This is a genomic window from Helicobacter sp. T3_23-1059, assembly GCF_053654515.1.
On the sequence record NZ_JBSIUV010000001.1, the window covers coordinates 1 to 26712 of the forward strand.

Consider the following 26712-nt stretch of genomic DNA (forward strand, 5'->3'; position numbering starts at 1 on the left):
CTCGTATTATAGGCAAAAGATCATCTGCAGAGCAATGCTTTACAATTTGAGTATCAACACAATTATTTCGTTTTAACATACCTTTTGCTTGCAGTTGTAAGCAAAATAAAGCAAAAACACAGGCTTTTTCTTACCTGCCACACACCATCTTTTTCCTCTCACTCTTTTAGCACCCAAAATCCATATTAAAAGGTTGCTTTCATCAACTTCAATTTCACCATTTAATTTGGATTTTTTCTCACATTCTTTTGCGATTAAAATGCGGATTTGATTGATGATTTTATTGACACTTTGACGAGAAATGTTGCTTAATTTTGCAATTTTAATAGCTCCAATATCAAGACTTCTTGCAAAGCTACGAGTGTAAGCGAAGTAGAAATATATTTAATAATCTCTCTTGTTTTTGCCTCTGAAATTCTTGAACGAATGATATACTTGTTTTTCATCGCTGACATCATAACTTAAGACTCCTTTGTTTGAGATTAAGTTGGATTGAGCCAATACAATAGAAAATTACATAAAATTTGGTGCAAATAATTTTGGCAATTTATCTGCGGACAATAAACGCAATCAAAACTTCGATTAAAACCAATCAAAAAAGACAAAGAGGCATTAGAATTTGTAATGAATGATAAGTGGAATGAGTTTAATGGCAAATCAAAAATCATAGATAATTATCAATTTTTTTTAAGAGAAGTGGAGCGATTAACTAAAGAGGGGATTTTGCCCGAGCAAATTTGCGCTGCTTTTAATTATTTGAATGTGGTAGCTATAGAGCTAGAGTCAGATAAAGGCGATGATGACCCACAAGCTGTGTTTGAGAGCATAAATGCTACGGGATTGCATTTGGAGGGCGTTGATTTAATACGCAATTTTTTGATGATGAATCAAAATTCTAGCAATCAAGAAAAAGCTGTTTGATAACTATTGGGCAAAGATTGAAAATATGCTAGAAGAAGAAAAAATCATATCAGATTTTGTTGAAGTGTATTTGAGGCTTTATTTTGAGCGCGCACCACTAAAAGAGAGCGGTAAGGTGTATGAATATTTTAAACTACTTGCAAATAGAGAGGCAATGGGCAATAAAATCGGCTTTCATAAAGATAAAGAAGCCTTGATGAGCGACCTTGTCAAATATGCCAAAATCTACAAAATAATAATCGATGAGCAAGGTGGATATTTATTGCACGACCCATATCAAAACGCAAAAGAAAAAAGCAAGATTCTTTCAAAAATCGCATTTATGCGCAAGCTGGATTTAGCCGTTGCATATCCATTTGTAATGAGGCTCATTGATGATTTTCAAAATAGCAAATTAGATTTTGTAAATTTGTATGAAATGCTAAATGTGGTTACAAGCTATATTGTGCGTAGGAGAATTTGCGGTGTGGATAAAAGCACAAATTATACTCTAGAGGAGTTATATCGTAGGCTAAGTGAGACTTTTTCGCAGGATTTAAAAAACAAAGAACAAGATTTTGTCCAAACTTATTTTTTAAGCGCGGAATTATTGAAGCAGAATTTAGGGGCTAGAAATGATAAAAATCTATTCCCAAATAATGAATTTTTAAAAACGCGTTTTTTACAATGTAACGCATATAAAAAAGTGTTTTTGATTATATTTTTGGAAATAGAAAAACTAACAAACAAAGAAGCACCTAATGAGTGTGATTTGACACTAGAGCATTTTTATCCAAAATCGCCCACAAAACATTGGAGAGAGCTAGTAGGCGAGGAGGCAAATGAGATAGAAAAAGACTATATCCACACTTTTGGGAATCTAACTCTTATCAATAAAAAAACAAACTCTAAAATGGGTAATAAAAAGTTTGAGGACAAAATCCGCATATTAGAGGAAGATAGTGGGCTGCATATCAATAGGCAATTTAATAGCTTTGACTCGTGGGGGATAAAAGAGATTTTAGAGCGTGCGGAGTGGCTATATGAGAGGTTTATACAACTAGAATCTTTTAAAGACTTAGACGCCTCATATCGAAGCCTTGCAAAAGAGGTTATCACGCTTAATTCAGATTGGAATTTTTTGCAACCTTTTGGGATAACTTTCCCTGATGAGAGTAGTAAAAAAATTTCAAGCATAAGGGAGATTGCACACTGCGTGATTGAGTGGATACTTGCAAATTATGCAAGCGAATTTGTGGAATTTATCTCAAGGGATTGTCCAAAATGTATTTCTGCTGAAGCAAAGGATTTTGCAGAGAGTGCAAATATAGTGGAGTATAATTTTGGAGATTTTATGTTTTATTCGCACGCAAGTGGGATAGGCATACAAGCAAATATCCAAAAAATAGTCGAGGGTGTAGGGCTAGATTTAGATGATTTTGAGATTGATGGGATATATCGCAGATGACAAAACTTTGGTTTAAGTTGTCTTAAATCGCACAAATCGCAAAAAGGATAAAAATGATTAAAAAAATGCAACTATATCTAGGATTTTTTATGCAGAATGCTTTATAGATAATCTAAAAAATAGCACTATGATATTTTCCAATAGATTTTAGTTTTTTGAAATGCAAAAAATCTGTTTATGGTTTTGAAAAAGAAGTAAGGTTTATTTTAGATTTTCGACATAAAAAAACAAAACTAAAATTAGCCCCCCAAATATCCGCGCTTACATTTTTTGCAACTAAAACACATATCCGCTTGTGATTCCAAAGAAATTATGCCCGCTGTTTGGGAGGCTTAAAGTGCCATTGCTAAAATGTTTGACAAAGATTTCAATGCTAAAATGTTGCCACAGATAACCCACAAATACGCGCTCCCCAAATGTGAAATTTGAGCCTACGCGTGATTCGCCTTTGTTTTTGATATATGCGCCGATGCCAAGCCCTGTGTAAAGATTGCCATTTTTACTTACAAAAAGCGGGAGCAAAATATCCTCGCTAATCCCTGCAAATGCAAGATTTAGCGCATTTAAACTTGTTTTATCAAAGCCATTTCCAAAGCCAAAAAATCCGCCTAATTCGAGATTTAGTCGCCCGTGAATGCGAAAAAAGCGATTTGGTTGAGAGTAGATAAATTCGACTTGATAGAGATTTTCAAAGCCCTTGCTTCGCACACTTGCGCCAAACTCTAACCGAATCGCATTTTGTTTGTCGCCAAATGCTGGATTTGTGGCAAAAAATTGCGCTAATGTTTTTTGTGGTGTAGAATCTAAACTTGCCAAACTTGCTGTTGAATCTAATTTAGATTCTGCGGAATGCGCTAGATTGTGAGGGGGGGGGATAATAGAATCTTTTGTGCTATCTATGATATTTTGCGTGGATTTTTTGCTAGATTCTGCGATTTGTAGATTAGATTCTAGTGTAGATTTTGGTATAGATTGTGCGCTTAGCGTGCTTATAAAAAATGGTGCAAAAATCGTTCTAATGAGTGTTTGCCACCCTTTGTGCTTTTTTGCGGATAATAAAAAATAAAATAAGCGAGATTTTGCGCACAAAAGGGAGCGTAAGGAATATGTCTGCATAGGTTGCCTTTGCTGTGAAATCAAAAAATTTAATGCTAAAAAATGCTAAATCCAAAGAATTATTCTTTGTAAAAACTTTGCAAAAATGTTTTGTGAATCGTGCAAAAAAAATGAAATTGTAGCAAAAATTTGAGTAATTTTGCGTGAATCATAAGTGTTTAAATCTAACTTAAGTGAATTGTTTTTTAGCTTTTTTGCCAAGATTTTATGCAAAATTTGCTTTTGCAATTTTTTGCATTATGTATAGATTCCATTTTTTTTTAAGTGAGGTATAAAAACTCTTTTTTGATTATTTTTTTTGCAAGCAACTTCAAAATATTTTTTTCATTTCTTAGAAATTATTGTATATATCACAACCTGCTTGATTCCCTAAATCACAGGCTTTGTCAAAATATGATTTTGCACTTTGAATATCTTGTCTCACACCATCGCCATAGCGTAACAAAATCCCAACTTTATTGCACGCATATTGAGAATCATCTAGTCCTATCTCACAAGCCTTTTTAGAATAATCAAAAGCTTTTTTGTGATTTTGCTCTACACCTTTGCCCGCACCAAAAATACCTATTCCTTTAAGATAAATTTCATCTAATATACTGCAAGCAAAGACTTGCCATTCTTTGTTTTTGGTTTGGTTGCATTTTGTATCTAATATTGCAAGAGCCTCCATATTACCGCCACGATAATGCAAATATTCAAAATAGTTGTATGGATTCTCATTTCCTAAGCTAATGGATTTTTTACAATATTCCATTGCTTGATTATACTCACCCGCTTGTGCTTAGACAATCCCTACGGAATTGCACGATTTAGGACACCAGCCATCAATCCCTATACTTTGGCAGGACTCTACACATTCTTGCAGGCTAGAGATGTTGCTGCTTGTGATGAGTGTTTGGCATACTTCTTTATTTGCATTTTCTACGCACTCGTGTGTAAGTTTAGAGTCATTTGCATAGCTTAGACTTGCTAACATTGTGCTTAGTAGCATTATGGTAAGTATTTTTGATATATTCATTGTCTATCCTTTTTGTTTGAATTTTTTAATCGCAAAGATAAAATGAAGCCCCTCTACGTAAAACTTTTCCAGCACTTGTGGTGGTAGTGATTGTGCCTGTTTGGGCTCTGCCCATTCCACCTTGAGCGGCGACTTTAGTATCTGCACCACTTATGGTTGTTGTAGTTGGGTCGGTATGCTCAATATAAGTGATATAGTAGTTTGCACCCACTTTTTGTGCGAGCCTTTCAGGGTCTTTTACATCATCTGTTTTGAAATATTCATATTCATCGTGCGAAATCCCATACGCATCGATACTTGTGCTAGATTTATATGTAAATCCATCTTCCCCTATAAAATGGCTTTGTCCTATGAGAATACAACCATAAAAATTTACAAGTTCAGAGTGAAATTTCTCCGCTAGATTTCTGCTTAAGCCCGATTTTGCAATTATTTCTTTAGGAAAATCCCCTTTAGATTTTAAGGCTTTGACTTCTTGTTCTTTCATAGCGGGAGTATAAAACTTATTGTATAAATTAAGGTGATGAGGTCTCTCATAAGTAGTATAACAACCACACAACATAATACCCGCTAATAGCACTCCACAATACAGACTTGATTTTTTTATAAGTTGTCGTTTCATTTTTGCTCCTTATTGGCTAATATTTGAGAGTTAAACTTTTTATATTGCTCTATGGCACTATGGCAGTCGCTAATAAAACTTGATTTGTCTTCAAAAAATCTTTTACCATACTCAAAGATTTTGTCTATATCCTCATTTGCACCATAAAAGCAAAATAAATCAAAATCTTTTGTATTGGATTTTTCAGTTATTTTTTTGCTAAATCTCTCAAGGTTAGAAATATAGCTACTTACGGAGTGTTCTTTATCTTTAGTATTTTTACGAAACTCTATCCCATCAGCACTACGCAAAAATTCCTTAAAAGATTCTTTTTGGTTTTCTACTTTTTCGTAGTCAATGGTATGTGGTATCAGTATATCAATACTCGCGTTGTGCTTTGCCATTGCGATTTTTCATTTGTTTTTGGGTAACGCAAAATCGCAATTCCACCCCCCCCACAACTTAAAGTTTGCTTAAAAATCAGTAATTAAAAATCAAAAAATATGTCTTGGCAAGGTTTTAAAATTAGTATTAAGGCTTGTTAAGTTTTTGTAAGATTTGAGAGAGATTTTGCGGAGTTTTAATTTTTGTGCGTGTTTGATTGTGGATTTTGCAATGCGCTACAAAGCGCGCTAACAAGCGCATTGAGATTGTGCCTTGTAACCGCAGAAATGGGCAAAATAAACGCAGGTTTGGCAAAATCTGCATTAGTAAAATCCGCGTTGCTAAAAGCTAGCCCAAAATTGTTCGCGCTAGATTTTGTGTTTTGCGCTTGCTTTTGCGACTTATTTTGCGGATTTTGTGTTTCATTTCGCGCTAGATTTTGTGGGTTTGGCAGAGCGTCAATTTTGCTAAGCACGATTCCATAGGGGCGCGTGGCGAGCGTGCTTGAGTAGGATTCTAGCTCGCGCCTTAAGTTTGCAAACTGCGCCTCCACGCTTAATCCTCCATCAAATTCCGCCCGTGTGCAATCAAGCACAAAAAGCAAAAATTTCGTGCGCTCAATGTGTCGCAAAAACTGCAAGCCCAGCCCCTTGCCCTCGCTCGCCCCATCGATAATACCCGGAATGTCAGCCATTACAAAAGAATCTAACTCTGTCGCGTTGTCTTTTTTCTCGCGTTGTCTTTGTGGCAAAAATTGTGGATTGCTTCTGGCGTTTCGCTCTATAGACTTTAGTGTCTTATCCACGCTCACGCCCTCGCAAAACCCCAATTTTTCCTCACAAATACTTCCGCGACTTGCGTTGAAATCTACTCTATTTGCGTGTGGTGTGAAATCCGTATCTACAAAATCTACGCTCCTACGCGAACATTCAAAAAATTCACCAACCTCCACCACGCCCAAATGTGGCGTAATCGTGGTAAATTCATAATTTGCCACTTCGGGTTTAGCGTTTGAAAGCACCGATATGAGCGTAGATTTACCGACATTTGGGTAGCCCACCAGCCCCACATCAGCGATAAGTTTTAGTTCTAGCTTTATGTGGCGTGATTGCCCTGCTATGCCTTTTTGAGCGTAGGTTGGGGCTTGGTTTGTCGCGGTTTTAAAATGTGCATTGCCTAAGCCTCCTTTGCCACCTTTGAGCGCGACAAATTGCGCGTTTTCGCCTTTAGTCGCATTGCTAAAATCCTTGTCAAAATCACACAAAACCTCCCCGCTCTCAAAATCGCTAATCTGCGTGCCAAGCGGGACTTTGATGATACAATGCGCCCCACTTTTTCCCGCGCACCGCTTAGGCTTGCCAGCCTCACCATTGTGTGCTTTATGGTGCTTTTTACCTCGAAAGTTTGCCAGCGTATGGGCGTTATTATCCACTTCAAAGATGACATTACCACCCCTGCCACCATCGCCACCATCAGGTCCGCCTTGTATGACAAATTTTTCGCGCCGAAAGCTCACGCACCCAGCCCCGCCATTGCCCGAAGTGATAAAAATATCTACGCTATCAACAAACATTTAAAATCCTGTGCCGTGATAAAGATTTTGCATTGTGCTTTTTGATTTTGCTCGTTTTTTCGCTTGCTTGCGCGTCTAGATTCTAAAATCTATTGTTGCAAAATCGCTTGAAATTTTTGTTGGAAGATTGGGAGGTGCTTTTGGAGGATTTGTATCATTAGCGGGGTTAAGTCTTCATTTACCGTTGCGACTTGCATTTTGGCGAGCTTACGCCCAAGCGGTGTTTGGTAAAATTTGATAAGCTCTTCTAAGTCGCTAAGAGAGAGATATTTTTTGTAAATGTTTGGGAGGACGGCGAGCATATCATTATATGCGCCACTCATATATTCGTTGTAGGCTTGGGCGATTTGGGTTTTTTGTGCCTTGCTAAGTTTGTTGCCATACTCCGCATAGAGCGCGTTTAGGGCTTGTTTGTCGTTAAGCATTTGGTTTAGCGCGGCATTAGCCTGCGAGACATTGAGAAATCGCATTAGCGCGTCTTGGTATTCATCGGCTACAAGCGCGTTTGCGCTAAGCCCCGCAAACAACACAGCACATACAAATGCGCGAAAGAGACAAATAACACTTAAGATTTTACGCTTTTTCATTATGCGTTGGCGCGAGTTTTACGCCTTTGTCGCTTTTGCGCTTGATTTTGCCACACTCTTTGTCGCTGGCTTTTTGGCTGGAGTGGCTTTTGTGCCTTGTGCTGTCTTGGTGGTCTGCGTGCTTTGGGCTAGCTTTGCTTGGCTTTGGGCTATCACAGAGACTTTTTTGCGAAGTTTTGATTTTTGGCTAAATTTCACCACGCCATCAATAAGCGCGAAAATCGTATGGTCTTTGCCAATGCCGACATTATCGCCTGCGTGGATTTTTGTCCCTCGTTGGCGGACTATGATATTGCCCGCTCGCACAAATTGTGAGCCAAATTTCTTAATCCCTAGTCGGCGTCCTGCTGAGTCGCGGTTGTTTTGGGTGCTGCCTTGTCCTTTTTTGTGTGCCATTTTTGCTCCTTATGTTATAGTTTTGGTTGCTTGCGCTTGACTTTGCGCGATAAATCGCAGATTCTGCGCGTAGAGCTTCGGTTATATACGCTCTAGTATGTGCCCTCGCTCTACGCTTGAAAGCTACGATTTCTCATCGCAAATCCTTCGCGCACTTGCATTTGCTTTGACAAAAATTCGTTTGTCTTATTTATCTTTTTTGTGTGCTTTGGTTGCACTTTTTGCATTTGTGCTTTTAAAATTTAAATCCCACAAATGCACCACTTCATAGAATCTAAGGATTTTATCCCGCGATTGCTACGATTCTCACTCGCGTAAAATCTCGCCGAAATCCGCGCTTTGTCTTGCTGTCTTTGCGTCTGCGCTTCTTAAAGGCGATGATTTTCTTGCCTCTGCCCTCGTTTATGACTTCTGCTTGCACTTTCGCGCCCTTTAGCAAAGGCGTGCCAATGCTTAGCTCCTTGCCATTATGCAGGGCTAGCACTTCGTCAAATTCTAGCTTGTCTTTTGGCTCTTTGCCAAGTTTGTCAAGTAGCAAAATATCGCCCTGCGCGACTTTATACTGCTTGCCACCATTTTTAAATATCGCATAATTTTCGCTCATCGCGTATCCTTAAATTTGAAATAAAAAAACGCACATTTTACCTCAAAAATATTTAATTTAAGCTTTATTTAATCAAAAATTATGTGTATTTATTTGCATTTTGATTTTACTAGATTTTGATAAGGGCTATGTTTTTGCTAGGTTTTATTAAAAATTTTTGCAAAAATTTCACAAAAACCCTTGACTTAGAGTTGCTATCAGGTTTTATAATTGCGTTTTTAGATTTCTACACAACTTAGAATCTAAAAAAATATTTAAATTTTTAAAGGAGCAACAATGTTATTAGAATCTAATCTCACCGAAGCAAAAGAAGGCAAGCGCATAAGCGCAAAAGGTTTCGCTGTAGCGCATAAAAGCGATAGTTTTAAACCCTTTGATTTCTCGCGCCACGCGCTAGGGCAGGGCGATATTTTGATAGAGATTCTCTATGCGGGAATCTGCCACAGCGACATACACTCCGCACGAAGCGAGTGGAGAGAGGGGATTTATCCAATGGTGCCAGGGCACGAAATCGCAGGGCGCGTGGTTGCCGTAGGGCGCGGGGTGCAAAAATTCAAAGTCGGCGATTACGCAGGGGTAGGCTGTATGGTAAATGCGTGCGGAGAATGCGAAGCGTGCAAGCAATCCCAAGAGCAGTTTTGTATGAGCGGTGCGGTTTTTACTTATGATTGTATCGATAGATTCCACGACAATGCGCCTACTTTTGGCGGATATAGCAATAATATCGTAGTAAGCGAGGATTTCGCCGTTACCGTGCCAAAAGACGCGCCGCTAGATAAAGTCGCGCCATTGCTTTGCGCGGGGATTACGACTTATTCGCCACTGAAATTTAGCAAAGTAAGCAAGGGCAAAAAAGTCGGCGTAGCTGGATTTGGCGGACTTGGCGTGATGGCGTTAAAATACGCGATTGAAATGGGCGCGGAAGTAAGCGTCTTTGCACGAAACAAAAATAAAGAGCAAGACGCGCTAAAAATGGGCGCAAAGGCACTCTACACGACTGACAATCTCGCGCAAGTCAAAGAGCGATTTGACTTAATCATCTCTACGATTCCTACAAAATACGAGCCTATGGAATATGTGAATCTTTTGGCGTATGGCGGGGAATTTTGCGTGGTGGGGCTACCGCCAAGTGAGGTAATGCCAAACATTAGCCTCTCTTCGCTTGTCTTTGCGGGGCATAAGCGCGTGTATGGCTCAGTAATCGGCGGAATGAAAGAAACGCAAGAAATGCTAGATTTTAGCCTAAAGCACGGCATTTACCCCGAGACTGAAATCATTAACGCGAGTGAAAGCGCAATCGATGAGGCGTATGAGAAACTTACCACAGGAAAGGCTAGTTTTAGGTATGTGATTGATATGGGGACATTGAAATAAAGTCGCTAGTGGGGCAATTTGTATTTGGGTATGCAATTTCGCAGATTTTGGGATTTTCGGGGTGTCGCAGACCCAAAGTCTAGTCTCCACCCCAAAAATCCCAAAAAACTACAAAAGCCACACCGCAACTACTTCGATTGTGATTCGCGCTTCGCACGAATTTAAAAAAACCCACAAAATCACGCTCTACGCCGTCATTGCGAGGCGAATCGCAGATTCGCGCAAAGCAATCTACAAATCAAAAGCGAATCGCCACCATTTCGTCATTGCGAGGGCTTTTTACAAAAGCCCGAAGCAATCCACGCTTTTATCATCATACTGAGCGAAAAGCATATCTTGTAGCGAAGTATCCAAAACGCGCTAATCCAAAAAACAAAACGCCGTGTGATTTGGATTATTCGCTACACTCACTGCGTTCGTTCCACTCGCAATGACAAAATGTTAAACTTTTGTTATTGCGAGAATCTGCGTAGCAGATTCGTGGCAATCAAAATCACACAAACGCCACAAATCATTTTAGATTCACACAAATTCTATAAATTTTTGATATAACTACATTTTTATTTCCTAAAAAGGACACGCAATGTTTGAATACGCATTTTTTCTAACCAAACGAATGGTTTTGCAATTTTTATGCAATTTCATTCCATTTGGCAAAACTCGCAGAAAAGCTAGAAACGCGGTGTTTGATAAATATTGTGGTGATAGAATCATCACGCTTAATAAAATCGATTCGCATTTACCACACGAAGTTTTGGCGCAAATCAACGCACACACTAACGAATATTTCATCACTAAAAACCGCGCTATTCCTAATAAATGCCGACAAACGAGAGAGAGAGAGAGAGAGGAATCTACTAGATAAAATCCACAGCGATAAAAATAACGCACAAGATTCGCTCCGCACAAACTCCGCTTACTGCACAAATCTAGCTAAAAATCCACACAAGATTTTAGCCCAAAAGACGCATTTTGGCTACTTTGATTTTGATAAAAAAGCGCAAAATCCCAAATCCCCGCTAAATCCTTGGGCTTTTATAAGAGTTTGCAACGAAGCTATCACGCTAAAATCCTGCCTAGAATCTATCCTCCCAGCCATTCAACGAGGCGTAATCGCTTATAATGACTGCACGGATGGTAGTGAGGAAATCATACTAGATTTTTGCGCAAAATATCCTAGCTTTATCCCTGCAAAATACCCGCACCACATTGAGATTCACGCCCCAAAGGCGCAAGAAAATATGCTACATAATTACTATAATTTCGCGCTGTCATTTATCCCTAAAAAAGAGTGGCTTATCAAAATCGACTGCGACCATATCTATGACGCAAAGAAGCTGTATAAGGCGTTTTACTTGCCAAAAAAGCGTTATGAAAGGCTTGTGCAATCGCGAATCAATGTATGTATAAAAGATAGGCAAATTTTTGTTATCAATGATAAAAATGGTGTTGATGGATTTTTCTCTATCGGCGCGGATTATGTTATGCTATTTAATAAAGGTTTGCATTTTAATGTGTGGTTTCCCGATAAAGAGCGCAAACGATTTTTGGAAGTCTTGCACTATCGCCCAGCTAGACTATCTTATCAAATCGAAATGACAAATTACCATTTTCCGCTGATTAAAAATTCTCGCGCTAGTGGCAATGAAAATGCGATTAAAAATGCTTTTAGCTTAGAGCAAGTTTGCAAAAGCGATTTAGTTGGCACACGAATCGACCCTGAAATGCTTGATGAAAATAAAATCTTAGAGATTTATGATAATTTTGATTGGAGCAAAGCAGACTACAAAAAGCCGTAAAACTAAGCCCTAACTAGCCATTGCTATGCGGATTTGCTAAAACCGCGGGGCAATTCATTTTTTAGTTTTTGTCAAATGTTTTTTTGAATCGCTTTACTTTTTTGGTAATTGTGCAAATCTAGTTTTTATATTCGCGCGTTTTGATACCTCACGCTATGCGTTTAATACGGCATTTTTTTTGCGATTTAACTAAAAATATGCAAAATCTATCCGTTGATAAATGCGCTAAGTGTGCCTTGAATCACGATAGCGTTGATAATGTCGATAAAAAATGCACCTGTCAAAGGCACGATGATAAAAGCGATATGGCTAGCCCCATAGTGTGAAGTAACCGTTTGCATATTTACCATAGCCGTAGGTGTCGCACCAAGCCCAAATCCACAATGCCCCGCCGCCAAAACTGCTGCGTCATAGTCCCTACCGCAAAATCTAAATGTAACAAATATCGCATACAACGCCATAGTAATTGATTGTATAGACAAAATCACAAGCATAGGCAATGCGAGTGCTACTAGCTCCCAAAGATTTATACTCATCATCGCAAATGCCAAAAATAGCGAGAGGCTAACATTGCCAATGACAGAGACTTCCCTATCAAAAACTTGATGGATTTTAAGCGCGCTTAAAAGATTTCGCAAAACTACGCCACAAAATAAACAATACACAAAAGTCGGCAAATTTAGCCCTTGACTCTCTCCAAAATAACTGCGCTCAAAACCCTTTAGCATTGTGCCTATCAGCAGGCAAATCGCAATTAGGGCTAGTGATTCTACAAAACTTGTAGAAGTGATAAGTCTCTCTTTTGTCGGGGCTTCAAATCCGCTTAGGATTTCTTCTTGTTCGCGTGCTTTTGGGACTTTTAGTTTGTATCGTTTGACTAAAAATCTAGCCACAGGTCCACCGATAATCCCACCCATAATAAGCCCAAAAGTCGCGCACGCCATCGCCACTTCCGTAGCCGCGCTAAAATGATAAGGTGCGGCTTTAAAAATATCAGCCCACGCAGCTCCCGTGCCGTGTCCGCCACTCATTGTGATTGAGCCTCCAAGCAAGCCGATAAGCGGATTTACACCCATAAGATATGCCGTGCCTATGCCAATGATATTTTGCAAAAACAACAACCCGCACACAAATACTAAAAAAATCACAAGTAATTTTCCGCCTTTTTTTAGCGAAGCAAAATCCGCACTTAGCCCCACAGAAGTAAAAAACGCAAGCATTAGCGGGTCTTTTAGTGAGCTATCAAATCTAAATTCTATTTGCATAAATTTATAAAGCAAAAAAATCAAAATCGCTGCAATTAGCCCACCTACGACAGGTTCAGGGATATTATAATCACGCAAAAACTTTATCCTAGCGATGATAAATCGCCCCAAAATCAGCACTGCTACCATAACCACAAGCGTGGAGTAAAAATCAAAGCTAAAAATATTGATAGTAGAATCCATATTGCCACCTTTCTTAACACAATGTATGAAAAATTTAGATTTTAACACACGCAAGGTAAATGCTTTGAGGGATTTGGTTTGTGGCATACAAAGTAGCCCCAAAGACAAAGCCCAAAAATAAAGCAAACACAAAGCAAAAATAAAGCAAACACAAAGCGAGTAGATTTAAAATGTTATAATGGTGGGATTAAAAGATTTTCTAAAAAAGGAGCGTTTATGCTAAATGCTAAGCAAAATAAGCAAAATCCGCTAAGTAACTCACAACATAAATCACAAAACACCACGCAACAAATACAACAAACAACACAAAAAATATCACAAAATGCAGAAAAAAACCATAATATAGGCAACTTGCAAAGCGCAAAAACGCTACGATTAAAAGCAGAATGGGAAAAGCAAGATTCTATTTTGCTTTCATTCCCGCACGCAAAGAGTGATTGGGCGAGCAAGATTACAGAGGCTAGGGAATGTTTTGTGGATATTATTTGCGCGATTAGCGAGTTTGAAAAAATCATTATTTGCGTGGATATACACGATTTTGATGGCTTTTTGTATTTGCAAAAAGCATTTGGCACTTTTTCTAGTCAAATAAGTCGCGATGATTTTGAAAAGTTAGCTTTTAAAACATTTGATTTGAGCGAAAAAATAACCCTTGTATTTGTAAGGACAAATGATACTTGGGCGCGAGATTTTGGAGTCATCACGCTAGAATCACACTTTAGACAAACGCATTTGGAGCAAACGCATTTTGGACAAAAATGTTCAGAGCAAACGCAACTTATAGATTTTGTATTCAATGGTTGGGGAGAAAAATACAGTGCGGAATTTGACAACCAAATCAACCAAAATCTTGCAAAAGCAGGGGTTTTTACTTCGCCATTAACCTCGCTAGATTTTGTGCTAGAGGGCGGGAGTATCGATACCGATGGCATAGGGACGATTATTACTACAAGTGCTTGTTTGCTAGAAAAGCACAGAAATCCACATTTAAGCAAGGCACAAATAGAATCTAAATTAAAAGAATACTTGGGGGCTAGTCGCGTGCTGTGGGTGGATTTTGGGTATTTGCGTGGCGATGATACAGATAGTCATATCGATATGCTTGCAAGGTTTATAGATTCTAGCACGATTGCATACATTGGCTGTGATGATAGGGCTGATGAGCATTATGAGGAGTTAGCAAAAATGCAAGCACAGCTAGAATCCTTTCGACAGGAAAATGGCGAGCCTTATAATCTTGTGCGATTGCCATTTGTCCGTGCGATTTATGATGAAAATAATGAGCGATTGCCCGCTAGCTATGCAAATTTTTTGTTTGTAAATGGAGGGCTATTAGTCCCGATATATGATGATGAAAATGACAAAAAAGCCCTAGACATTTTAGCAAATGCACTGCCACATTTACGCGTGGTGGGGGTAAATGCTCGCACTCTTATTAAATGGCACGGAAGTTTGCATTGCATAAGTATGCAGCTGTATTAGGGATATTTTATGCAAATCTACCAAAATCTAAAAAAGCGTAAAAAATGCTAAAAATCCATTGCAAAGGAATCACTCAAGGTGTAGGATTTCGCCCCTTTGTGTGCAATCTAGCAAAGGATTTGGGGTTGCGCGGGGCAGTGATAAATGTCGGTGGCGATGGGATAATCTACCTTGATATAGACTATGTTTGGGATAATTTTTTATCAGGCGAGGTGTTTGAAAACACAAAAAAAATAAACCACATTGCGCATAAAAAATTTGTGCGTTTTTATGCGTTGCATTTAGAAAATCTATGGTTCAAAGATTTTGGTTTTTGCAATGCAAAAAAATGCGCAAACAGCGCGAAAAAATCAACAAAACGCGCAAACAATGATTTTAGTGTATTTTTTAGCGCGTTTTTTTCCTCATTGCCTCCAAATGCCAAAATCTACTCCATACGCATTTCATACATTTGTGCGACAACATACGACAAAATCATAAAATCAAAAACACACCAAAATCAAACACATAATGCAGGATTTTTTATCTTAGATTCTAGCCCCGCTTTTTTATCGCTAGATTCTCATATCCCGCAGGATTTAGCCATTTGCAAACATTGTCTAAGCGATATTTTTTCGCCCAAATCGCGTCATTTTTTTTATCATCTTATTTCTTGCACAAATTGTGGCGGGCGATACTCACTCATCAAATCTATGCCTTATGACAGGGCAAATACCGCAATGAGCGCGTATCAAATGTGTAAGCAATGCGCAAAAGATTATGCGAATACAAAAAGTAGATTTTACCACGCACAGCCGATTTCGTGCAATGATTGTGCCGTGCCTTTGAGGCTATATAAAAATAAAAAAATTGTGGCAGAAAAAAACAAAGCTATCAACAAAGTAGCCAAACTTTTAGAATCTGGCAAAATCATTTGCATAAAGGGGCTTGGAGGATTTGCGCTCATCTGTGATAGCACAAATCTAACCGCTATAAAAAAACTACGAGAGAGAAAAAATCGCCCTTATAAACCATTTGCCATAATGACAAAAGACATAGCCACCGCACAAAAAATAGCTTTTCTAAACAGCGCGGAATCTAGCGCATTATGCGACAAAAGCGCACCTATCATTTTAGCTAGGCAGCGCAAAAAAAACACTTTAGATTTAGCTTTGGAGCAAATCGCACCAAAACTATCTACCATTGGAATCTTGCTTGCAAATACGGCTTTGCACCATATTTTATTTCGCGTTTTTGCAAAGCCTATCATTTACACAAGCGCAAATCTAAAAGGCGAGCCAATTATCACAAATATTAAGCAAGCACAAGAAAAGCTAGAATTTGTTGCGGATTATTTTTTAGATTTTGAGAGGGAGATTTATAATGGGGTTGATGATAGTATTTTGCGATTTATCGCGGGGGAAATGCGACCTATTCGCCTAGCTAGAGGCAAGACGCCGTATAATTTTTTTTTATCAAATATATTGCCAAATACGCTAGATTTGCACTCAAAATCTAAATCACAAAATCTGCAAAAATCGCAAAATCAACTTTTGCAAAATCTGCAAAATCCACATTCTCACACTTCGCATTCTAAGCAAAATCCACAAAATATAAAAAAAAACCAACTTCAAAAAATAAATATTCTAGCTTATGGGGCGCAGGATAAAACCACCCTTTGCTATGCAAGCAAAGAGGCTTCTAGCCATAATGCAAATGTGATGCTAAGCCCATATATCGGGGATTTATCTAGCATAGCCACGCAGGAAAAATACCTTAGCGTTATGGAGTTTTTTTCGCGCATTTATGATTTTGCTCCTAGCGTGCTTGTGAGCGACTTTCACCCGCGATATGAAAGTGTGAGATTTGCTAAACAAATGCAAGAAAAACTAGCACAAAAAAGCGAAACTAAACATTTGCAAATCTATCATCATCACGCCCATTTATGTGCGATTTTAGGCGAGGTGGCGACTAGCGCAGATGATGAGATTTTGGGGATAATCTGGGATGGGAGTGGGCTAGGGGAAAATGGCGAGATTTGGGGGGGTGAGTTTTTGTTTGGCGGATTTAGGGAAGTGCGTAGGGTAGGGCATTTTCAAGAGTTTAGTCTCTATGGTGGGGAAGTGGCGATAAAAGAGATTTGGCGCGTGGGATATGCTTTAAGCAAACTATGTGGCAATGAAAAAATGCAGGCAAAATATGAAACATATTTTCAAAACAACGAGCTATTAAAAAACGCATTGCAAAAAGGGATAAATTCGCATAAAACAACTTCGGTTGGCAGGCTATTTGACGGGGTGGCTAGCTTAATGGGGATTTTGCAAAGCACAAGCTATGAGGGGCAAAGTGGTGCGCTAATAGAGGATCTTTATTATCAAAGTTTTGGTTTGCAAGATTCTAGCTTGGGAGATTCTAGTTTGCAAGATTTTCATTTAGTAGATTCTCATTTGGTGGATTTTAGCGGGGATTTTATGCCTTATCCATTTGAGATAAAAAATGGCGTAGTAATGCTAAAATCGTTTATAAATGGCATTTGTGAGGATATATGTTTGGGCGTGGATTTGCGCTTCATTGCTAGGAAATTTATCCGCACGCTTAGTGCTATCGCGCTAGATTTTGCGCTAGATTTTATACGCCTTCAAGCATTTGCCACAAAACCTAGCGAGATAAAATCTAGCACGCTACAATCTAGCACACCAAAATCTAGCGAGGATTCTAGTAAAAATGTGGATTTTAGTGCGAAATCTAGCGTGGATTTTAGCGCGAACGATAATGCAAAATCTAGCCTAGATTTTGCAAAAAAAATCAAAGTGTGCTTTAGTGGCGGGGTGTTTCAAAACAAGGCATTGTGCGAGGAAATCCACGAGGCATTTTTAAGAGAAAATATCGCGCATTTTTTTCACTCGCGCGTGCCGACAAATGATAGCGGGATTAGCTTTGGGCAGGCATTATTTGGGCTTTATAATAGCTAGATTTTTCATAGGCTAGATTGTAGCGGAATAGATTTTGTGGCATTAGATTTTGCATAGATTAGTTTTTGTAGTGTTAGATTTTTGGGCATTAGATTTTGCGCAGGCTAGGTTTGTGCGATTTTTAAATCGCTTTTTAGATTGATTTTACGCTAGATTTGCAAAATCAAAACCCAACCAAACAAAACCACAAAAAGCCACAAAACCCCAAAAACAATTCTAAAAAAACCAAAATCACCCCAAAATATCTCCCAAATCTACCAAAAAACTAAATGCCCCCAAACCCCATCAAAATCCTTCCCACAATCTACACAAAATCAACCACCCAAAAAGCCAAAATCTACTCCAAAATCCCCCCCACGCAAAGTAACCAAATTTAGAGCATTAGATGATGAATGTTTGATATTCTTGCTAGATTTTGATAAAATGCAAAATCTGCATTGTGTAAGTCAAAGTGTAAGTCAAAATTTTTGGTGCAAGTTGTAGCATTTGGGATAAGTCAAAGTTTTTTGTCGCTTTACATATTTTGGTGCAATTTATAGATTTTGGAGCGCAATTTTAGAGTTTTTTGCAAAAGTATCAAGCGTGTATCAAAATCCAGCAAGCAAAATAATCAAAAATCTAGCGAGAAAAAACCTAAATCAACAAAAAATCCACGACAATCAAAATAGCCAAAATCAACCAACATTAAAAACATTAAAAAAAACACCAAAATCACAAAAAAGGAATCTAAATGCAAAAAGATTTTGCAAAAAATCCACCAAAAACAGCAAATGATTTTCACGCCCGAGGGGCAAAAAAATATCCGCATTTGACTATACCGCTTTCAGCGGGCAGTGGCGGTGCAGCTAGCGATGAGCTAGTAAGCAAAGTTTTTTTGCCACATTTGGGGAGGTTTTTTGTGAGTGAGGGGGAGGACGCAGGCGTTTTTAGCGTTGGTGGTTTGGATATGCAGGGTAGCAAACAAAGTAGTAAAAATGGCAATGAAAATGGCGTAGATTTTGCGCTTAGCACCGATAGCTTTGTCATTTCGCCGATTTTTTTTAATGGCGGGGATATAGGCAAACTAAGCGTATGCGGAAGTAGCAATGATGTGGCGATGATGGGGGCAAAGCCAGAATTTATCTCATTTGGATTTATGATAGAGGAGGGGCTGGCATTAAGCGAGCTAGAAAAAGTGGTGGAAAGCATAGGGCGCGAGCTAGAGCGCACGGATTTACAAATCCTAAGTGCTGATACCAAAGTCCTGCCAAAAGGCTCGCTAGATAAATTATTTATCAACACCACTTGCATAGGCAGGGTATTGCAAAAAGGCATTTCTAGCAAAGCATTGCAAAAGGGGGATAAAATAATCCTCTCAGCCCCCATAGGAGCGCACGGAGCGAGTATATTTGCTAGCAGGGAGGGGATAGGATTGCATTCACATTTGCAAAGCGATTGCGCACAGCTTTTTCCTATGCTAGAGCCGATTTTTCGCGGGGATTTTGGGATTCACGCGCTTAGAGATGCCACGCGTGGCGGGCTATCAGCCCTGCTAAATGAGTGGGCTAAGGCTTCAGATGCAAGTATCGAAATAGAGGAAGAAGCAATACGCATAGATGATGAGGTGCGCGGGGTGTGTGAGATACTAGGGCTAGAGGCGTATATGCTAGCAAATGAGGGGGTGTGCGCTATGAGTGTAAAATCTAGCGAGGCGGATAAAATCTGTGAGATTTTGCGCTCACATACGCTAGGCAAAAATGCCACAATCATAGGCGAAGTAACAAAAACGAGCGACAAAAAAAGTGCAAACGATCGCGACAAATCTGTATTGTCAAGCGCACGCGTAGTGCTAAAAAACAAATGGGGCTCAAAGCGGTATATGGAATACCCTCAAGGCGAGCTACTCCCTAGAATCTGCTAGTCTTGGTTATTTTGTGCTTTTTGTATTTGCGCTTGTTATGCTTAGCTTTTGCACCATTTTTGTCATACTTAAGCATTGGCGAAATATCTCTATTTTTATTGAGATTTTGAGATACTTCGCTTACGCTTAAGTATGACAATTTGTAGTGTGGATTGCCACGCGGATTTTGTCAAATCCGCTCGCAATGACGGAAGTGGAATTATTGCTTACAATGACGAGATATGTCGGTTACTTTGCAACTTAAGTTTGACAAAGAAACCCTCCCATAACCACTCGTGCTAAGGGAGAGGGACAAGAGGTTTGCGACTTTACAATGGAAGGGGAAAATAATGCTGTCATTGCGAGAATCTGCGATTTTTCTACAAAGTTGCGGATTTGTGGCGATCGATAAAACATAAATTACCAAAAGTATTGTCTTTGTGGTGTATGGTTTTGTAAAGGTTATGTTGCTTGGATTATTGCACTTGTGAGATTATCCACTTGATTTATCAAAGCAAAATCAAATCAAATAACATAAAATAAAATCACATAAAACACAAAACAATCACGCTAACCTAAAAACACAAAATCAAATCACACCAACCCAAAAATACCAAACAATAACGAGCGACAAAAATAGCTAAACTTAAGATTTTACCCCTAAGATAAGATGAGAAATATTTGCGCTATATCCTTTGATTTGGATTCCCTCAAAGCCTAACTTACCCAAATCATCTGCCAATTTTTGCGGGCTTACAAAGCTATCCATAGAATCTGGCAAATATTTATACGCCTCAAAATTGCGCGAAATAGCCCATCCGATAAAAGGCAAAATAATGCGCGTATAGATTCCTACAAATCTATCTAGCAAGCTAGGGTTTGGCTTTTTGAAAAAATCTAGCACCACTAGCACGCCCCTAGGTTTTAGCACGCGAGCAAATTCGCTCAATGCCTTGTTATATTCAAGCACATTGCGCAAACCATACGAAATCGAGAGTATATCTATGCTACTATTTTTTAGCGTGCTTAAATCTTTTGCTTCGCCTATTTTAAGTAGGATTTTGGTTTTTGAGGTTTTATCTAGTTTGTTTTTTATTTTGTTTTGGGCGATTTTTAGCATTTGCTTTGATGGGTCTATGCCGATTAGAGAATCTAGCGCGATACTTGCTTTTTTTGCTTCTTTTTGCCATTGCAATAGCATATCGCCCGTGCCACAGGCGATGTCTGCTATCATAAGTTTGCTTTGTTTTTTGGGCGTGGATTTTGCTGTATTTTGTTTGTTTGCAAAAGCCTTATATGCCCTCCTGCACGCATCGATTCGCCACGAAATATCTATGCCTAAAGATAGCAGATGATTTGCCTTGTCATAGTCTTTGGCGATTGAGTCAAACATTGATATGATTTGCTTTTGTTTGGCTAGATTTTGCGCAGTCGTTTTTTTGGTGCTAGTTTTTTTTGTGGTGGCTTGCTTTGTAGCAGATTTTTTGGCAGTGGTTTTTTTGGTGGCTAGATTTTTTTGCGCACTTGCTTTTGTAGAGGTTTTTGCAGGGGTTGTGGATTTTGCATTGTTGCTAGATTTTATCTTGCGAGTGGAAGCTACGGATTTGTTTTTTGGTTCGTTTGCGCTTAGGGTGCTATCCAAACTCATAAGCGATAAAAAGTTAGAATCTGTTGCGTTTTTTATTATCGCTGTATTTGGCATTTTGGGTGTTTTGGTTTTTTTGGGGCTAGATTTTGTGCGTGCTTTTGGGGTAGTTTTTACGCTAGTTTTTGCGCTAGATTTTATGTTGGATTTTGCATTAGATTTTGTAGGATTTTTGCTTAGATTCATATTTGTCCTTTGTATTTGTATGTTTCTTTTTGGGTGCTTTGTAGCCACGATTTGAGCGTGGCTATTTGGGCTTTTGTCTGTGATGGAGAGCTACCTCCTAGTGTGTCGCGTGAGTGCATAGAGCGCGTAAGCTCTAGCGTGTCTTTGACTTGCTTTATGTCTTTTATGTTGGCATTTTTTAGCAGATTTTCTAGCTCATTTTGACTTAGCTCGCTTATGTCTATACCTTTAGATTCTGCGTAGGCTACGATATTTCCCGTGATATGATGTGCCTCTCTAAATGGCAAAGCACACTCGCGCACCAAAAAATCTGCTAAATCCGTAGCACTTAAATGCCCCACCTTGCAAGCATTTGCCATTTTTGTCGTGTCAAATTCCGCGCTTTTTAACGCTTCGCGCAAAATCTTTAGACTTATTAGCGCATTATCCACGCTATCAAATACCGCTTCTTTGTCCTCTTGGGTGTCTTTGTTGTAGGCAAGAGGGAGGGATTTCATCACCACAAGAAGCGAGATTAGATTCCCATACGCCCTGCCACTTTTTCCGCGCAGTAGCTCTGGGACATCGGGGTTTTTTTTCTGCGGCATTATCGAGCTTCCTGTGGCGTATTCATCGCTAAGTCTTAGCCACCCAAACTCCGCACTACTCCATAGCACCATCTCTTCTGCTATGCGCGAGATGTGCATACTAAGCATCGCAATGCCATATAGCAAATCTAGCGCGAAATCCCTATCACTCACAGAATCCATAGCATTTAGCGTAGGCGCGCTAAACCCTAGCTCGCTAGCTAAAAATTCTCTATCGTTTTTATATGGCGTGCCTGCTAATGCCCCACTGCCAAGAGGCATAAAATCAGCAGCTTTATACGCGCTATCTAGCCTCTCTATATCGCGCTTTAGGCTTGCTACCCACGCGACTATGTGAAATCCTAGATTTACCACTTGGGCGTGTTGTAGATGTGTCATACCTGCCAAAAGCGTCTGCGTGTGGCGTGAAGCTATCTCTAAAAGAGCATTGATTAGGGCTAAAATCTCATCTTTTATCGCTCGATTTGCATCTAGCACAAACATTCTAAAATCTAGGGCGACTTGGTCGTTGCGAGAGCGGGCGGTGTGGAGTTTTTTGCCTACTTCGCCGATTTGGTTTATGAGGGCTTTTTCGATACTCATATGAATATCCTCATCAGCGATTTCAAAGCAAAATCTGCCCTGTGCTATTTGCGTAGCGATAGATTCTAGCCCCTGTATGATTTGCTCGCACTCATCTTTGCTTAAGACACCGATTTTGCAAAGCATTTTTGCGTGTGCTTTTGAGCCCAAAATATCATAGCTCCAAAGCCTTTTATCAAATGTGATAGAGGCGTTAAACTCCTCCAAAAGCGCGCTAGAATCAGCACTAAAACGGCCTCCCCATAGTTTTTGTTTGCTCATTTTTACTCCTTAAATCTCTTAATTTACAAATACAAACTACAAACCTAAAACTTAATAACCGCACAAAGCACGATGACTATCATCAAAAGTGTGGGGATTTCATTAAAAACACGGAAAAATTTTCCGCTAAATCTTGCTTCATCTTTTCGCATCTTGCCTACCAAAATCCCACAAACAAAATGATAGCAAAGTAGCAAAACTACAAACAATAGCTTTATGTGAAACCAAATGCCGCTTTTAAATAATTCAGGGGCTAAAAATATCATAAATGCACCGCTAAGCACACTAGCAAGCATAGCAGGACGCATAATATAGGCAAAAAGGCGGTATTCTTGGAGTTTTACCACCGATACAAAATCTGCATTTGTGGCATTTTCTGCGTGATATACAAAAAGTCTAGGCAGGTAAAAAAGCCCCGCCATCCAGCAAATAATGCTAATAATATGCACCGCCTTAATAATGCTGTAATATTCGATTAACGCTTGATATGATTCTAACATTTTACTTCTCCCTTGTTGTGGTGTTGTGGTGTTGTGGTGTTGTGTTTTAATGCGTGTTTTTAATGTGTTTGGCTTATTTTTCAATGCCTTAAATTTTATGGATTGCTACGCTTGTTTTTCTCACTTGCAATGACAAAAAAAAATGCCTTTTTGAAAACCCTTTACTTTACGAAATTGTAGGATTTTGCCTTTTGTCTCCCCTCCCTTGCGAAATTGTAGGATTTTGCCTTTTGTTCCCCTCCCTTGCGGAGGGGCTAGGGGGTGGGTTTTTTGTCATACTGCCGACATTTATCATACAAAAGTCTTTGTAAGAAACCAAAACTTCCAAACGATTTTGCAAACGATTTTGCAAATCCCAAAATCTATCCAAACCAAACCCCTAGCGCATTTGCGAGCGCACAAAGGCTTCTACGCCTTCATGCAGTATAAGTAGCTCAATCTTGCCATTTAGCCACGCCCTCATTAGCAATTCTCGCAAATGCCAAAATCCATCGCCCCTTTTTATCGGCACTTTATCAATCCACAAAAGCTGATCCCCCTCGCTTAAAAGAGAGAGATTAAATGGCAATGGCGTTTTCATAGAGCGAATCACAAGATTTTCATCTAGCCACACGCCAAACCGCTCCAAAAATGTATCGCTAAGCAATCCCCCGCCCTGCCTATGCAAGACTTTGACTTCTAGGGTTTGAGGCTTGCCATAGCGCATTATAGACACTTTTGCAGTAGAGTTTGGGCTTAGATTTGCCACTTTCCATTCAAAATCCACGCTAGATTTTACACTTTCGCCATTTATGGATATAATCCTATCTTTTGGCAAAAAAGGATTATTTGGGAAAAATATATCAACTTGCTCTACGATAATAGATTTTGGGGATTTTGGGTTTGTGGTTTGGCTAGATTTTGGATTAGCAGGATTTTGCAAGGCTAGGTTTTGGGATTGGCTAGATTCGATGATGCGCACGCCTATGTCGCCATAGATTCCGCCCTTTTGGGACAAAAATCTATCAATCAATGCTTTTGGCACGAAATAATTATCATAGGCATAAAATCCATATATTTGAAAACAAACATTGCTAATAACCGAATCTTTTGGCAATGGCTTTGAAAATCTAGCTAAATCAAAAATCCCCCTGCCAGAGCTTACCACCACGCCAACCACCGCAGAGCTAGCATTTACCCCCGCTAAAGATAGCGAGTTTGCATAGCTATCTATGGGTTTTATATTGTAGCTTAGAGGGGTTTTGCCAGAGAAAAGATATAGCCCTAAAAATATATCTTTTTTGATGATTTTGGAGGAGTGAAGGGGGGTTTTTGAGTAGGCTAGCAAGTAGGGCTTACCACCGTGCGTAATCGAAAAAACCCGCTTAGAATCAATGCTAGCACTAGCCTGCTTGTAGAAATTTTGACACGGCGCATAGCTCATCGCATTTGCGCTATCTACCAAGCTAAGCAGGCAGATTCCACACGCGCAAAAGCACAAAGCAAGCGACTTTGTGCGACACTTTGCAAGCCATTTTGCGCGATAGTTTGCGAGGCATTTCGCGCACGCAAAATCCACAAAACGCGCAACCCCCACGCAGACACGCCCAATCGCACTACCCATATCGCAACTTGCCCCAAATATCATTTTTTGTTATTCCCTCGCCTATCTAGTTGCGTATGATTTTTGTCCCACATATCTTTATTTACGCACCCTAGCTGTGCGCCCATTTCACACGCCCTCTCATAAAACTTCTTTGCCACTTCAAAGTTTTGCTCCACTCCATCGCCTTTGTCATAGAGATTGCCTAGATTATTGCACGCCATAGCGTCTTTGTAATCACACGCGATTTGGTATAGCTCAAACGCCTTTGTCGCATTGCGATTTTCCTCATCATTGTCATAAAGATAGCCTAGATTGTAGCAGGCTTTTGGGCTTTTCATATCGCACGCCTTTTGATAGTATATATAGGCTTTTTGCACATCTTTTAGTTTTGGCTCATTTTCGTAGAGATAGCCTAGATTATTACACGCTACAAGGCTTTGCAAATCGCACGCTATTTTGTAATATTCCAACGCTTTTTGCGCGCTTTTTCTCACTCCCAAGCCCTCATCATACATTAGCCCCATATTGTTGCAGGCTTCGGCGTGTTTGGCATTGCACGCGATTTGATATAGCCCAAACGCCTTTTTAAAGTTTTGCTTTACGCTAAACCCCCTATCATACATTGTCCCTAGATTAAAGCAGCTCCTAGCCTCGCCTTGATTGCAAGAGGACTCATATAGCCCAAACGCCTTTGCATAGTCTTGCTCCACGCCACCATTTCCTTTTTCATAAAATGTCCCTAGAGAACCACAGCTTTTTGGATTCCCCAAATCACAGGCTTCTTTGTAGTATTGCAATGCTTTTTCATACTCCTCTTGCCCTCCCAAATCCTTGCTACTATATAGCACGCCTAGATTATGACAGGCATTAGATTTTACTTTGTCATTTCCTTTTTCACACGCCATAGCATAGTGCGTCTTAGCATTAGCAAAATCCCTGCCAATCTCCAAAAAAGTGCCAAAGTTATAGCACGCATCATACTGCCCCTTATCACAGCCTAGTTGAAAGTTTTGCCTTGCTAAAGCGGGGTTATTTTGTGCCTGATATAGCAGAGCTAGAAACGAATACGCCTCCACATCACCTAGCTCAATCGCTTTTTTATAATACGCGATAGCCCTATCCACATCGCCCTGTATTTCGTAGTTGTGCGCCTTACTAGCACAAGTATCTTTATCACAATCATCGACTATGATATTTGCATTTGCGCTTAGCACGCCAAGCGCGATTATTGATAGCCACTTTTTTAGCCCTGCCAAGCATATCTTTGCCACCACGCAGGATTTTAGATTTTCTTTCATCGCCATTTTTGCATTCATCGCCACTTCTCCTATCATTTGGTATGAAACTTAAACGGTTTTTTTGCTTTTTGTCGCTAGATTTTGACTAGATTTTGTTTCCATTTGTTGTTTATTTGTTTTTCGTTTGCTTTTATGGCACAAATAATGCTATCTCAAAAACGCGACTAAAAATAAGCAAAAATCTTAAGTTTCTTAAAACTAAAATTATAGGGATTTTGTGGTTAGATTTTCATAAATTCCACAAAAGTTTTGCGAGTTTTTAAGATTTTTTTGGATTTTTGCCATTTTTTGTGTGATTTTTTTGAGATTTTTTGGCGTTTTTTTTTTTTTTGTTATTTCTTTATTTTCATTTAAGGTTTATTTATTTACAATACATTAACTTATTTATGTGTCCCTGCGATTTTAGTCGCAAAGGCTACAAAATAAGTGCATTTTGGTGTAATCCTTAGCGATTTGTAATCCTAAGAAGTGAAAGTTTCACATTTAAG

24 protein-coding genes and 3 pseudogenes are annotated in these 26712 nt (G+C 39.3%); 10 read left to right on the forward strand and 17 right to left on the reverse strand.

The window, feature by feature from the left end; genetic code table 11:
* Window positions 1-458 (reverse strand): annotated as a pseudogene (locus ACWIX0_RS00005) (hypothetical protein); the annotation flags it as partial.
* 133 nt (window positions 459-591) lie between these two features.
* Between ACWIX0_RS00005 and ACWIX0_RS00010 the strand changes: the two are divergent.
* Window positions 592-921, forward strand: coding sequence for a GmrSD restriction endonuclease domain-containing protein (locus tag ACWIX0_RS00010; protein WP_454171060.1), 330 nt, complete (start codon window positions 592-594; stop codon window positions 919-921).
* A 25-nt stretch (window positions 922-946) separates the two neighbouring features.
* Entirely contained in the window at window positions 947-2368 is a 1422-nt protein-coding gene (locus ACWIX0_RS00015) for an HNH endonuclease family protein (RefSeq protein WP_454170842.1), read from the forward strand.
* A 276-nt stretch (window positions 2369-2644) separates the two neighbouring features.
* On the opposite strand, the gene ACWIX0_RS00020 is transcribed toward ACWIX0_RS00015, so the two are convergent.
* The 9 genes and pseudogenes from ACWIX0_RS00020 to rplU form a co-directional block, all read right to left on the reverse strand.
* Entirely contained in the window at window positions 2645-3484 is an 840-nt protein-coding gene (locus tag ACWIX0_RS00020) for an acyloxyacyl hydrolase (protein ID WP_454170844.1), read from the reverse strand.
* A gap of 331 nt (window positions 3485-3815) precedes the next feature.
* Window positions 3816-4238, reverse strand: a complete 423-nt coding sequence (locus tag ACWIX0_RS00025; RefSeq protein WP_454170845.1) for a tetratricopeptide repeat protein — start codon at window positions 4236-4238, stop codon at window positions 3816-3818.
* A 27-nt stretch (window positions 4239-4265) separates the two neighbouring features.
* Window positions 4266-4502 carry a hypothetical protein gene (locus ACWIX0_RS00030; RefSeq protein WP_454170847.1) on the reverse strand — a complete coding sequence of 79 codons (237 nt, stop codon included), beginning with the start codon at window positions 4500-4502 and terminating at the stop codon, window positions 4266-4268.
* A gap of 25 nt (window positions 4503-4527) precedes the next feature.
* A complete protein-coding gene (locus ACWIX0_RS00035) occupies window positions 4528-5124 on the reverse strand; it encodes a hypothetical protein (protein ID WP_454170849.1) in 597 nt (198 codons plus the stop codon).
* Window positions 5121-5507 (reverse strand): hypothetical protein, encoded by a 387-nt coding sequence (locus tag ACWIX0_RS00040; protein ID WP_454170851.1) that lies wholly within the window; start codon window positions 5505-5507, stop codon window positions 5121-5123. Before ACWIX0_RS00040 ends, ACWIX0_RS00035 begins: the two co-directional genes overlap by 4 nt.
* Before the next feature lie 176 nt (window positions 5508-5683).
* Window positions 5684-7060, reverse strand: coding sequence for a GTPase ObgE (gene obgE / locus ACWIX0_RS00045; protein WP_454170853.1), 1377 nt, complete (start codon window positions 7058-7060; stop codon window positions 5684-5686).
* A gap of 89 nt (window positions 7061-7149) precedes the next feature.
* Window positions 7150-7647, reverse strand: a complete 498-nt coding sequence (locus ACWIX0_RS00050; RefSeq protein ID WP_454170855.1) for a DUF2059 domain-containing protein — start codon at window positions 7645-7647, stop codon at window positions 7150-7152.
* 141 nt (window positions 7648-7788) lie between these two features.
* A pseudogene (gene rpmA / locus ACWIX0_RS00055) lies at window positions 7789-8043 on the reverse strand (50S ribosomal protein L27); the annotation flags it as partial.
* Window positions 8044-8326: 283 nt separating this feature from the next.
* Window positions 8327-8647, reverse strand: coding sequence for a 50S ribosomal protein L21 (rplU, locus tag ACWIX0_RS00060; protein WP_454170856.1), 321 nt, complete (start codon window positions 8645-8647; stop codon window positions 8327-8329).
* Between the two features lie 276 nt (window positions 8648-8923).
* Here rplU and ACWIX0_RS00065 point away from each other — a divergent pair, with 276 nt between their 5' ends.
* The 4 genes and pseudogenes from ACWIX0_RS00065 to ACWIX0_RS00080 all read left to right on the forward strand — a co-directional run bounded on the left by ACWIX0_RS00065 (window position 8924) and on the right by ACWIX0_RS00080 (window position 11820).
* Complete coding sequence (locus tag ACWIX0_RS00065; protein ID WP_454170858.1) at window positions 8924-10021, forward strand: NAD(P)-dependent alcohol dehydrogenase; 1098 nt, start codon at window positions 8924-8926, stop codon at window positions 10019-10021.
* A gap of 61 nt (window positions 10022-10082) precedes the next feature.
* Entirely contained in the window at window positions 10083-10343 is a 261-nt protein-coding gene (locus ACWIX0_RS00070) for a hypothetical protein (RefSeq protein WP_454170860.1), read from the forward strand.
* A 294-nt stretch (window positions 10344-10637) separates the two neighbouring features.
* Window positions 10638-10685: pseudogene (locus ACWIX0_RS00075) on the forward strand (hypothetical protein); the annotation flags it as partial.
* Between the two features lie 22 nt (window positions 10686-10707).
* Entirely contained in the window at window positions 10708-11820 is a 1113-nt protein-coding gene (locus ACWIX0_RS00080) for a beta-1,4-N-acetylgalactosamyltransferase (RefSeq protein ID WP_454170861.1), read from the forward strand.
* Between the two features lie 206 nt (window positions 11821-12026).
* Here ACWIX0_RS00080 and gltS read toward each other — a convergent pair whose 3' ends face one another.
* Window positions 12027-13268 (reverse strand): sodium/glutamate symporter, encoded by a 1242-nt coding sequence (gene gltS, locus ACWIX0_RS00085; protein WP_454170863.1) that lies wholly within the window; start codon window positions 13266-13268, stop codon window positions 12027-12029.
* A 216-nt stretch (window positions 13269-13484) separates the two neighbouring features.
* Here gltS and ACWIX0_RS00090 point away from each other — a divergent pair, with 216 nt between their 5' ends.
* From ACWIX0_RS00090 to ACWIX0_RS00105, 4 genes are all read left to right on the forward strand, one after another.
* On the forward strand, window positions 13485-14750 hold the full coding sequence (locus tag ACWIX0_RS00090) for an agmatine deiminase family protein (RefSeq protein ID WP_454170865.1): 1266 nt from the start codon (window positions 13485-13487) through the stop codon (window positions 14748-14750).
* A 44-nt stretch (window positions 14751-14794) separates the two neighbouring features.
* Window positions 14795-17701 carry a Kae1-like domain-containing protein gene (locus tag ACWIX0_RS00095; protein ID WP_454170866.1) on the forward strand — a complete coding sequence of 969 codons (2907 nt, stop codon included), beginning with the start codon at window positions 14795-14797 and terminating at the stop codon, window positions 17699-17701.
* A 730-nt stretch (window positions 17702-18431) separates the two neighbouring features.
* The gene (gene hypE, locus ACWIX0_RS00100) at window positions 18432-19601 is read left to right on the forward strand and encodes a hydrogenase expression/formation protein HypE (protein ID WP_454170868.1); all 1170 of its coding nucleotides are present in this window, start codon (window positions 18432-18434) and stop codon (window positions 19599-19601) included.
* 132 nt (window positions 19602-19733) lie between these two features.
* Window positions 19734-19883: a hypothetical protein gene (locus tag ACWIX0_RS00105; RefSeq protein ID WP_454170870.1), complete on the forward strand. Its 150-nt coding sequence runs from the start codon at window positions 19734-19736 to the stop codon at window positions 19881-19883.
* A 343-nt stretch (window positions 19884-20226) separates the two neighbouring features.
* Here ACWIX0_RS00105 and ubiE read toward each other — a convergent pair whose 3' ends face one another.
* The 6 genes from ubiE to ACWIX0_RS00135 all read right to left on the reverse strand — a co-directional run bounded on the left by ubiE (window position 20227) and on the right by ACWIX0_RS00135 (window position 26242).
* Window positions 20227-21411 carry a bifunctional demethylmenaquinone methyltransferase/2-methoxy-6-polyprenyl-1,4-benzoquinol methylase UbiE gene (ubiE, locus tag ACWIX0_RS00110; RefSeq protein ID WP_454170871.1) on the reverse strand — a complete coding sequence of 395 codons (1185 nt, stop codon included), beginning with the start codon at window positions 21409-21411 and terminating at the stop codon, window positions 20227-20229.
* Complete coding sequence (argH, locus tag ACWIX0_RS00115; RefSeq protein WP_454170873.1) at window positions 21408-22841, reverse strand: argininosuccinate lyase; 1434 nt, start codon at window positions 22839-22841, stop codon at window positions 21408-21410. The genes ubiE and argH overlap by 4 nt, the downstream gene beginning before the upstream one ends.
* A 44-nt stretch (window positions 22842-22885) precedes the next feature.
* Window positions 22886-23341, reverse strand: coding sequence for a protoporphyrinogen oxidase HemJ (gene hemJ / locus ACWIX0_RS00120; RefSeq protein WP_454170874.1), 456 nt, complete (start codon window positions 23339-23341; stop codon window positions 22886-22888).
* Window positions 23342-23507: 166 nt separating this feature from the next.
* Window positions 23508-23711 carry a hypothetical protein gene (locus ACWIX0_RS00125; protein ID WP_454170876.1) on the reverse strand — a complete coding sequence of 68 codons (204 nt, stop codon included), beginning with the start codon at window positions 23709-23711 and terminating at the stop codon, window positions 23508-23510.
* A gap of 9 nt (window positions 23712-23720) precedes the next feature.
* Window positions 23721-24968: a DUF7488 domain-containing protein gene (locus tag ACWIX0_RS00130; protein WP_454170878.1), complete on the reverse strand. Its 1248-nt coding sequence runs from the start codon at window positions 24966-24968 to the stop codon at window positions 23721-23723.
* Window positions 24965-26242 carry a tetratricopeptide repeat protein gene (locus tag ACWIX0_RS00135; protein ID WP_454170879.1) on the reverse strand — a complete coding sequence of 426 codons (1278 nt, stop codon included), beginning with the start codon at window positions 26240-26242 and terminating at the stop codon, window positions 24965-24967. The genes ACWIX0_RS00130 and ACWIX0_RS00135 overlap by 4 nt, the downstream gene beginning before the upstream one ends.
* Window positions 26243-26712 lie beyond the last annotated feature (470 nt).

Bases quoted from the DNA above. Each gene is read 5' to 3' on its own strand.
- ACWIX0_RS00135 (WP_454170879.1), bottom strand. From the start codon at position 26,242: ATGAATGCAAAAATGGCGATGAAAGAAAATCTAAAATCCTGCGTGGTG.
- ACWIX0_RS00095 (WP_454170866.1), top strand. From the start codon at position 14,795: ATGCTAAAAATCCATTGCAAAGGAATCACTCAAGGTGTAGGATTTCGC.
- ACWIX0_RS00025 (WP_454170845.1), bottom strand. From the start codon at position 4,238: ATGGAATATTGTAAAAAATCCATTAGCTTAGGAAATGAGAATCCATAC.
- ACWIX0_RS00020 (WP_454170844.1), bottom strand. From the start codon at position 3,484: ATGCAGACATATTCCTTACGCTCCCTTTTGTGCGCAAAATCTCGCTTA.
- hypE (WP_454170868.1), top strand. From the start codon at position 18,432: ATGCAAAAAGATTTTGCAAAAAATCCACCAAAAACAGCAAATGATTTT.
- ACWIX0_RS00015 (WP_454170842.1), top strand. From the start codon at position 947: ATGCTAGAAGAAGAAAAAATCATATCAGATTTTGTTGAAGTGTATTTG.
- ACWIX0_RS00105 (WP_454170870.1), top strand. From the start codon at position 19,734: ATGACAATTTGTAGTGTGGATTGCCACGCGGATTTTGTCAAATCCGCT.
- ACWIX0_RS00030 (WP_454170847.1), bottom strand. From the start codon at position 4,502: ATGAATATATCAAAAATACTTACCATAATGCTACTAAGCACAATGTTA.
- ACWIX0_RS00065 (WP_454170858.1), top strand. From the start codon at position 8,924: ATGTTATTAGAATCTAATCTCACCGAAGCAAAAGAAGGCAAGCGCATA.
- rplU (WP_454170856.1), bottom strand. From the start codon at position 8,647: ATGAGCGAAAATTATGCGATATTTAAAAATGGTGGCAAGCAGTATAAA.
- ACWIX0_RS00040 (WP_454170851.1), bottom strand. From the start codon at position 5,507: ATGGCAAAGCACAACGCGAGTATTGATATACTGATACCACATACCATT.
- ACWIX0_RS00050 (WP_454170855.1), bottom strand. From the start codon at position 7,647: ATGAAAAAGCGTAAAATCTTAAGTGTTATTTGTCTCTTTCGCGCATTT.
- argH (WP_454170873.1), bottom strand. From the start codon at position 22,841: ATGAGCAAACAAAAACTATGGGGAGGCCGTTTTAGTGCTGATTCTAGC.
- ACWIX0_RS00035 (WP_454170849.1), bottom strand. From the start codon at position 5,124: ATGAAACGACAACTTATAAAAAAATCAAGTCTGTATTGTGGAGTGCTA.
- hemJ (WP_454170874.1), bottom strand. From the start codon at position 23,341: ATGTTAGAATCATATCAAGCGTTAATCGAATATTACAGCATTATTAAG.
- ACWIX0_RS00130 (WP_454170878.1), bottom strand. From the start codon at position 24,968: ATGATATTTGGGGCAAGTTGCGATATGGGTAGTGCGATTGGGCGTGTC.
- gltS (WP_454170863.1), bottom strand. From the start codon at position 13,268: ATGGATTCTACTATCAATATTTTTAGCTTTGATTTTTACTCCACGCTT.
- obgE (WP_454170853.1), bottom strand. From the start codon at position 7,060: ATGTTTGTTGATAGCGTAGATATTTTTATCACTTCGGGCAATGGCGGG.
- ubiE (WP_454170871.1), bottom strand. From the start codon at position 21,411: ATGAATCTAAGCAAAAATCCTACAAAATCTAATGCAAAATCCAACATA.
- ACWIX0_RS00090 (WP_454170865.1), top strand. From the start codon at position 13,485: ATGCTAAATGCTAAGCAAAATAAGCAAAATCCGCTAAGTAACTCACAA.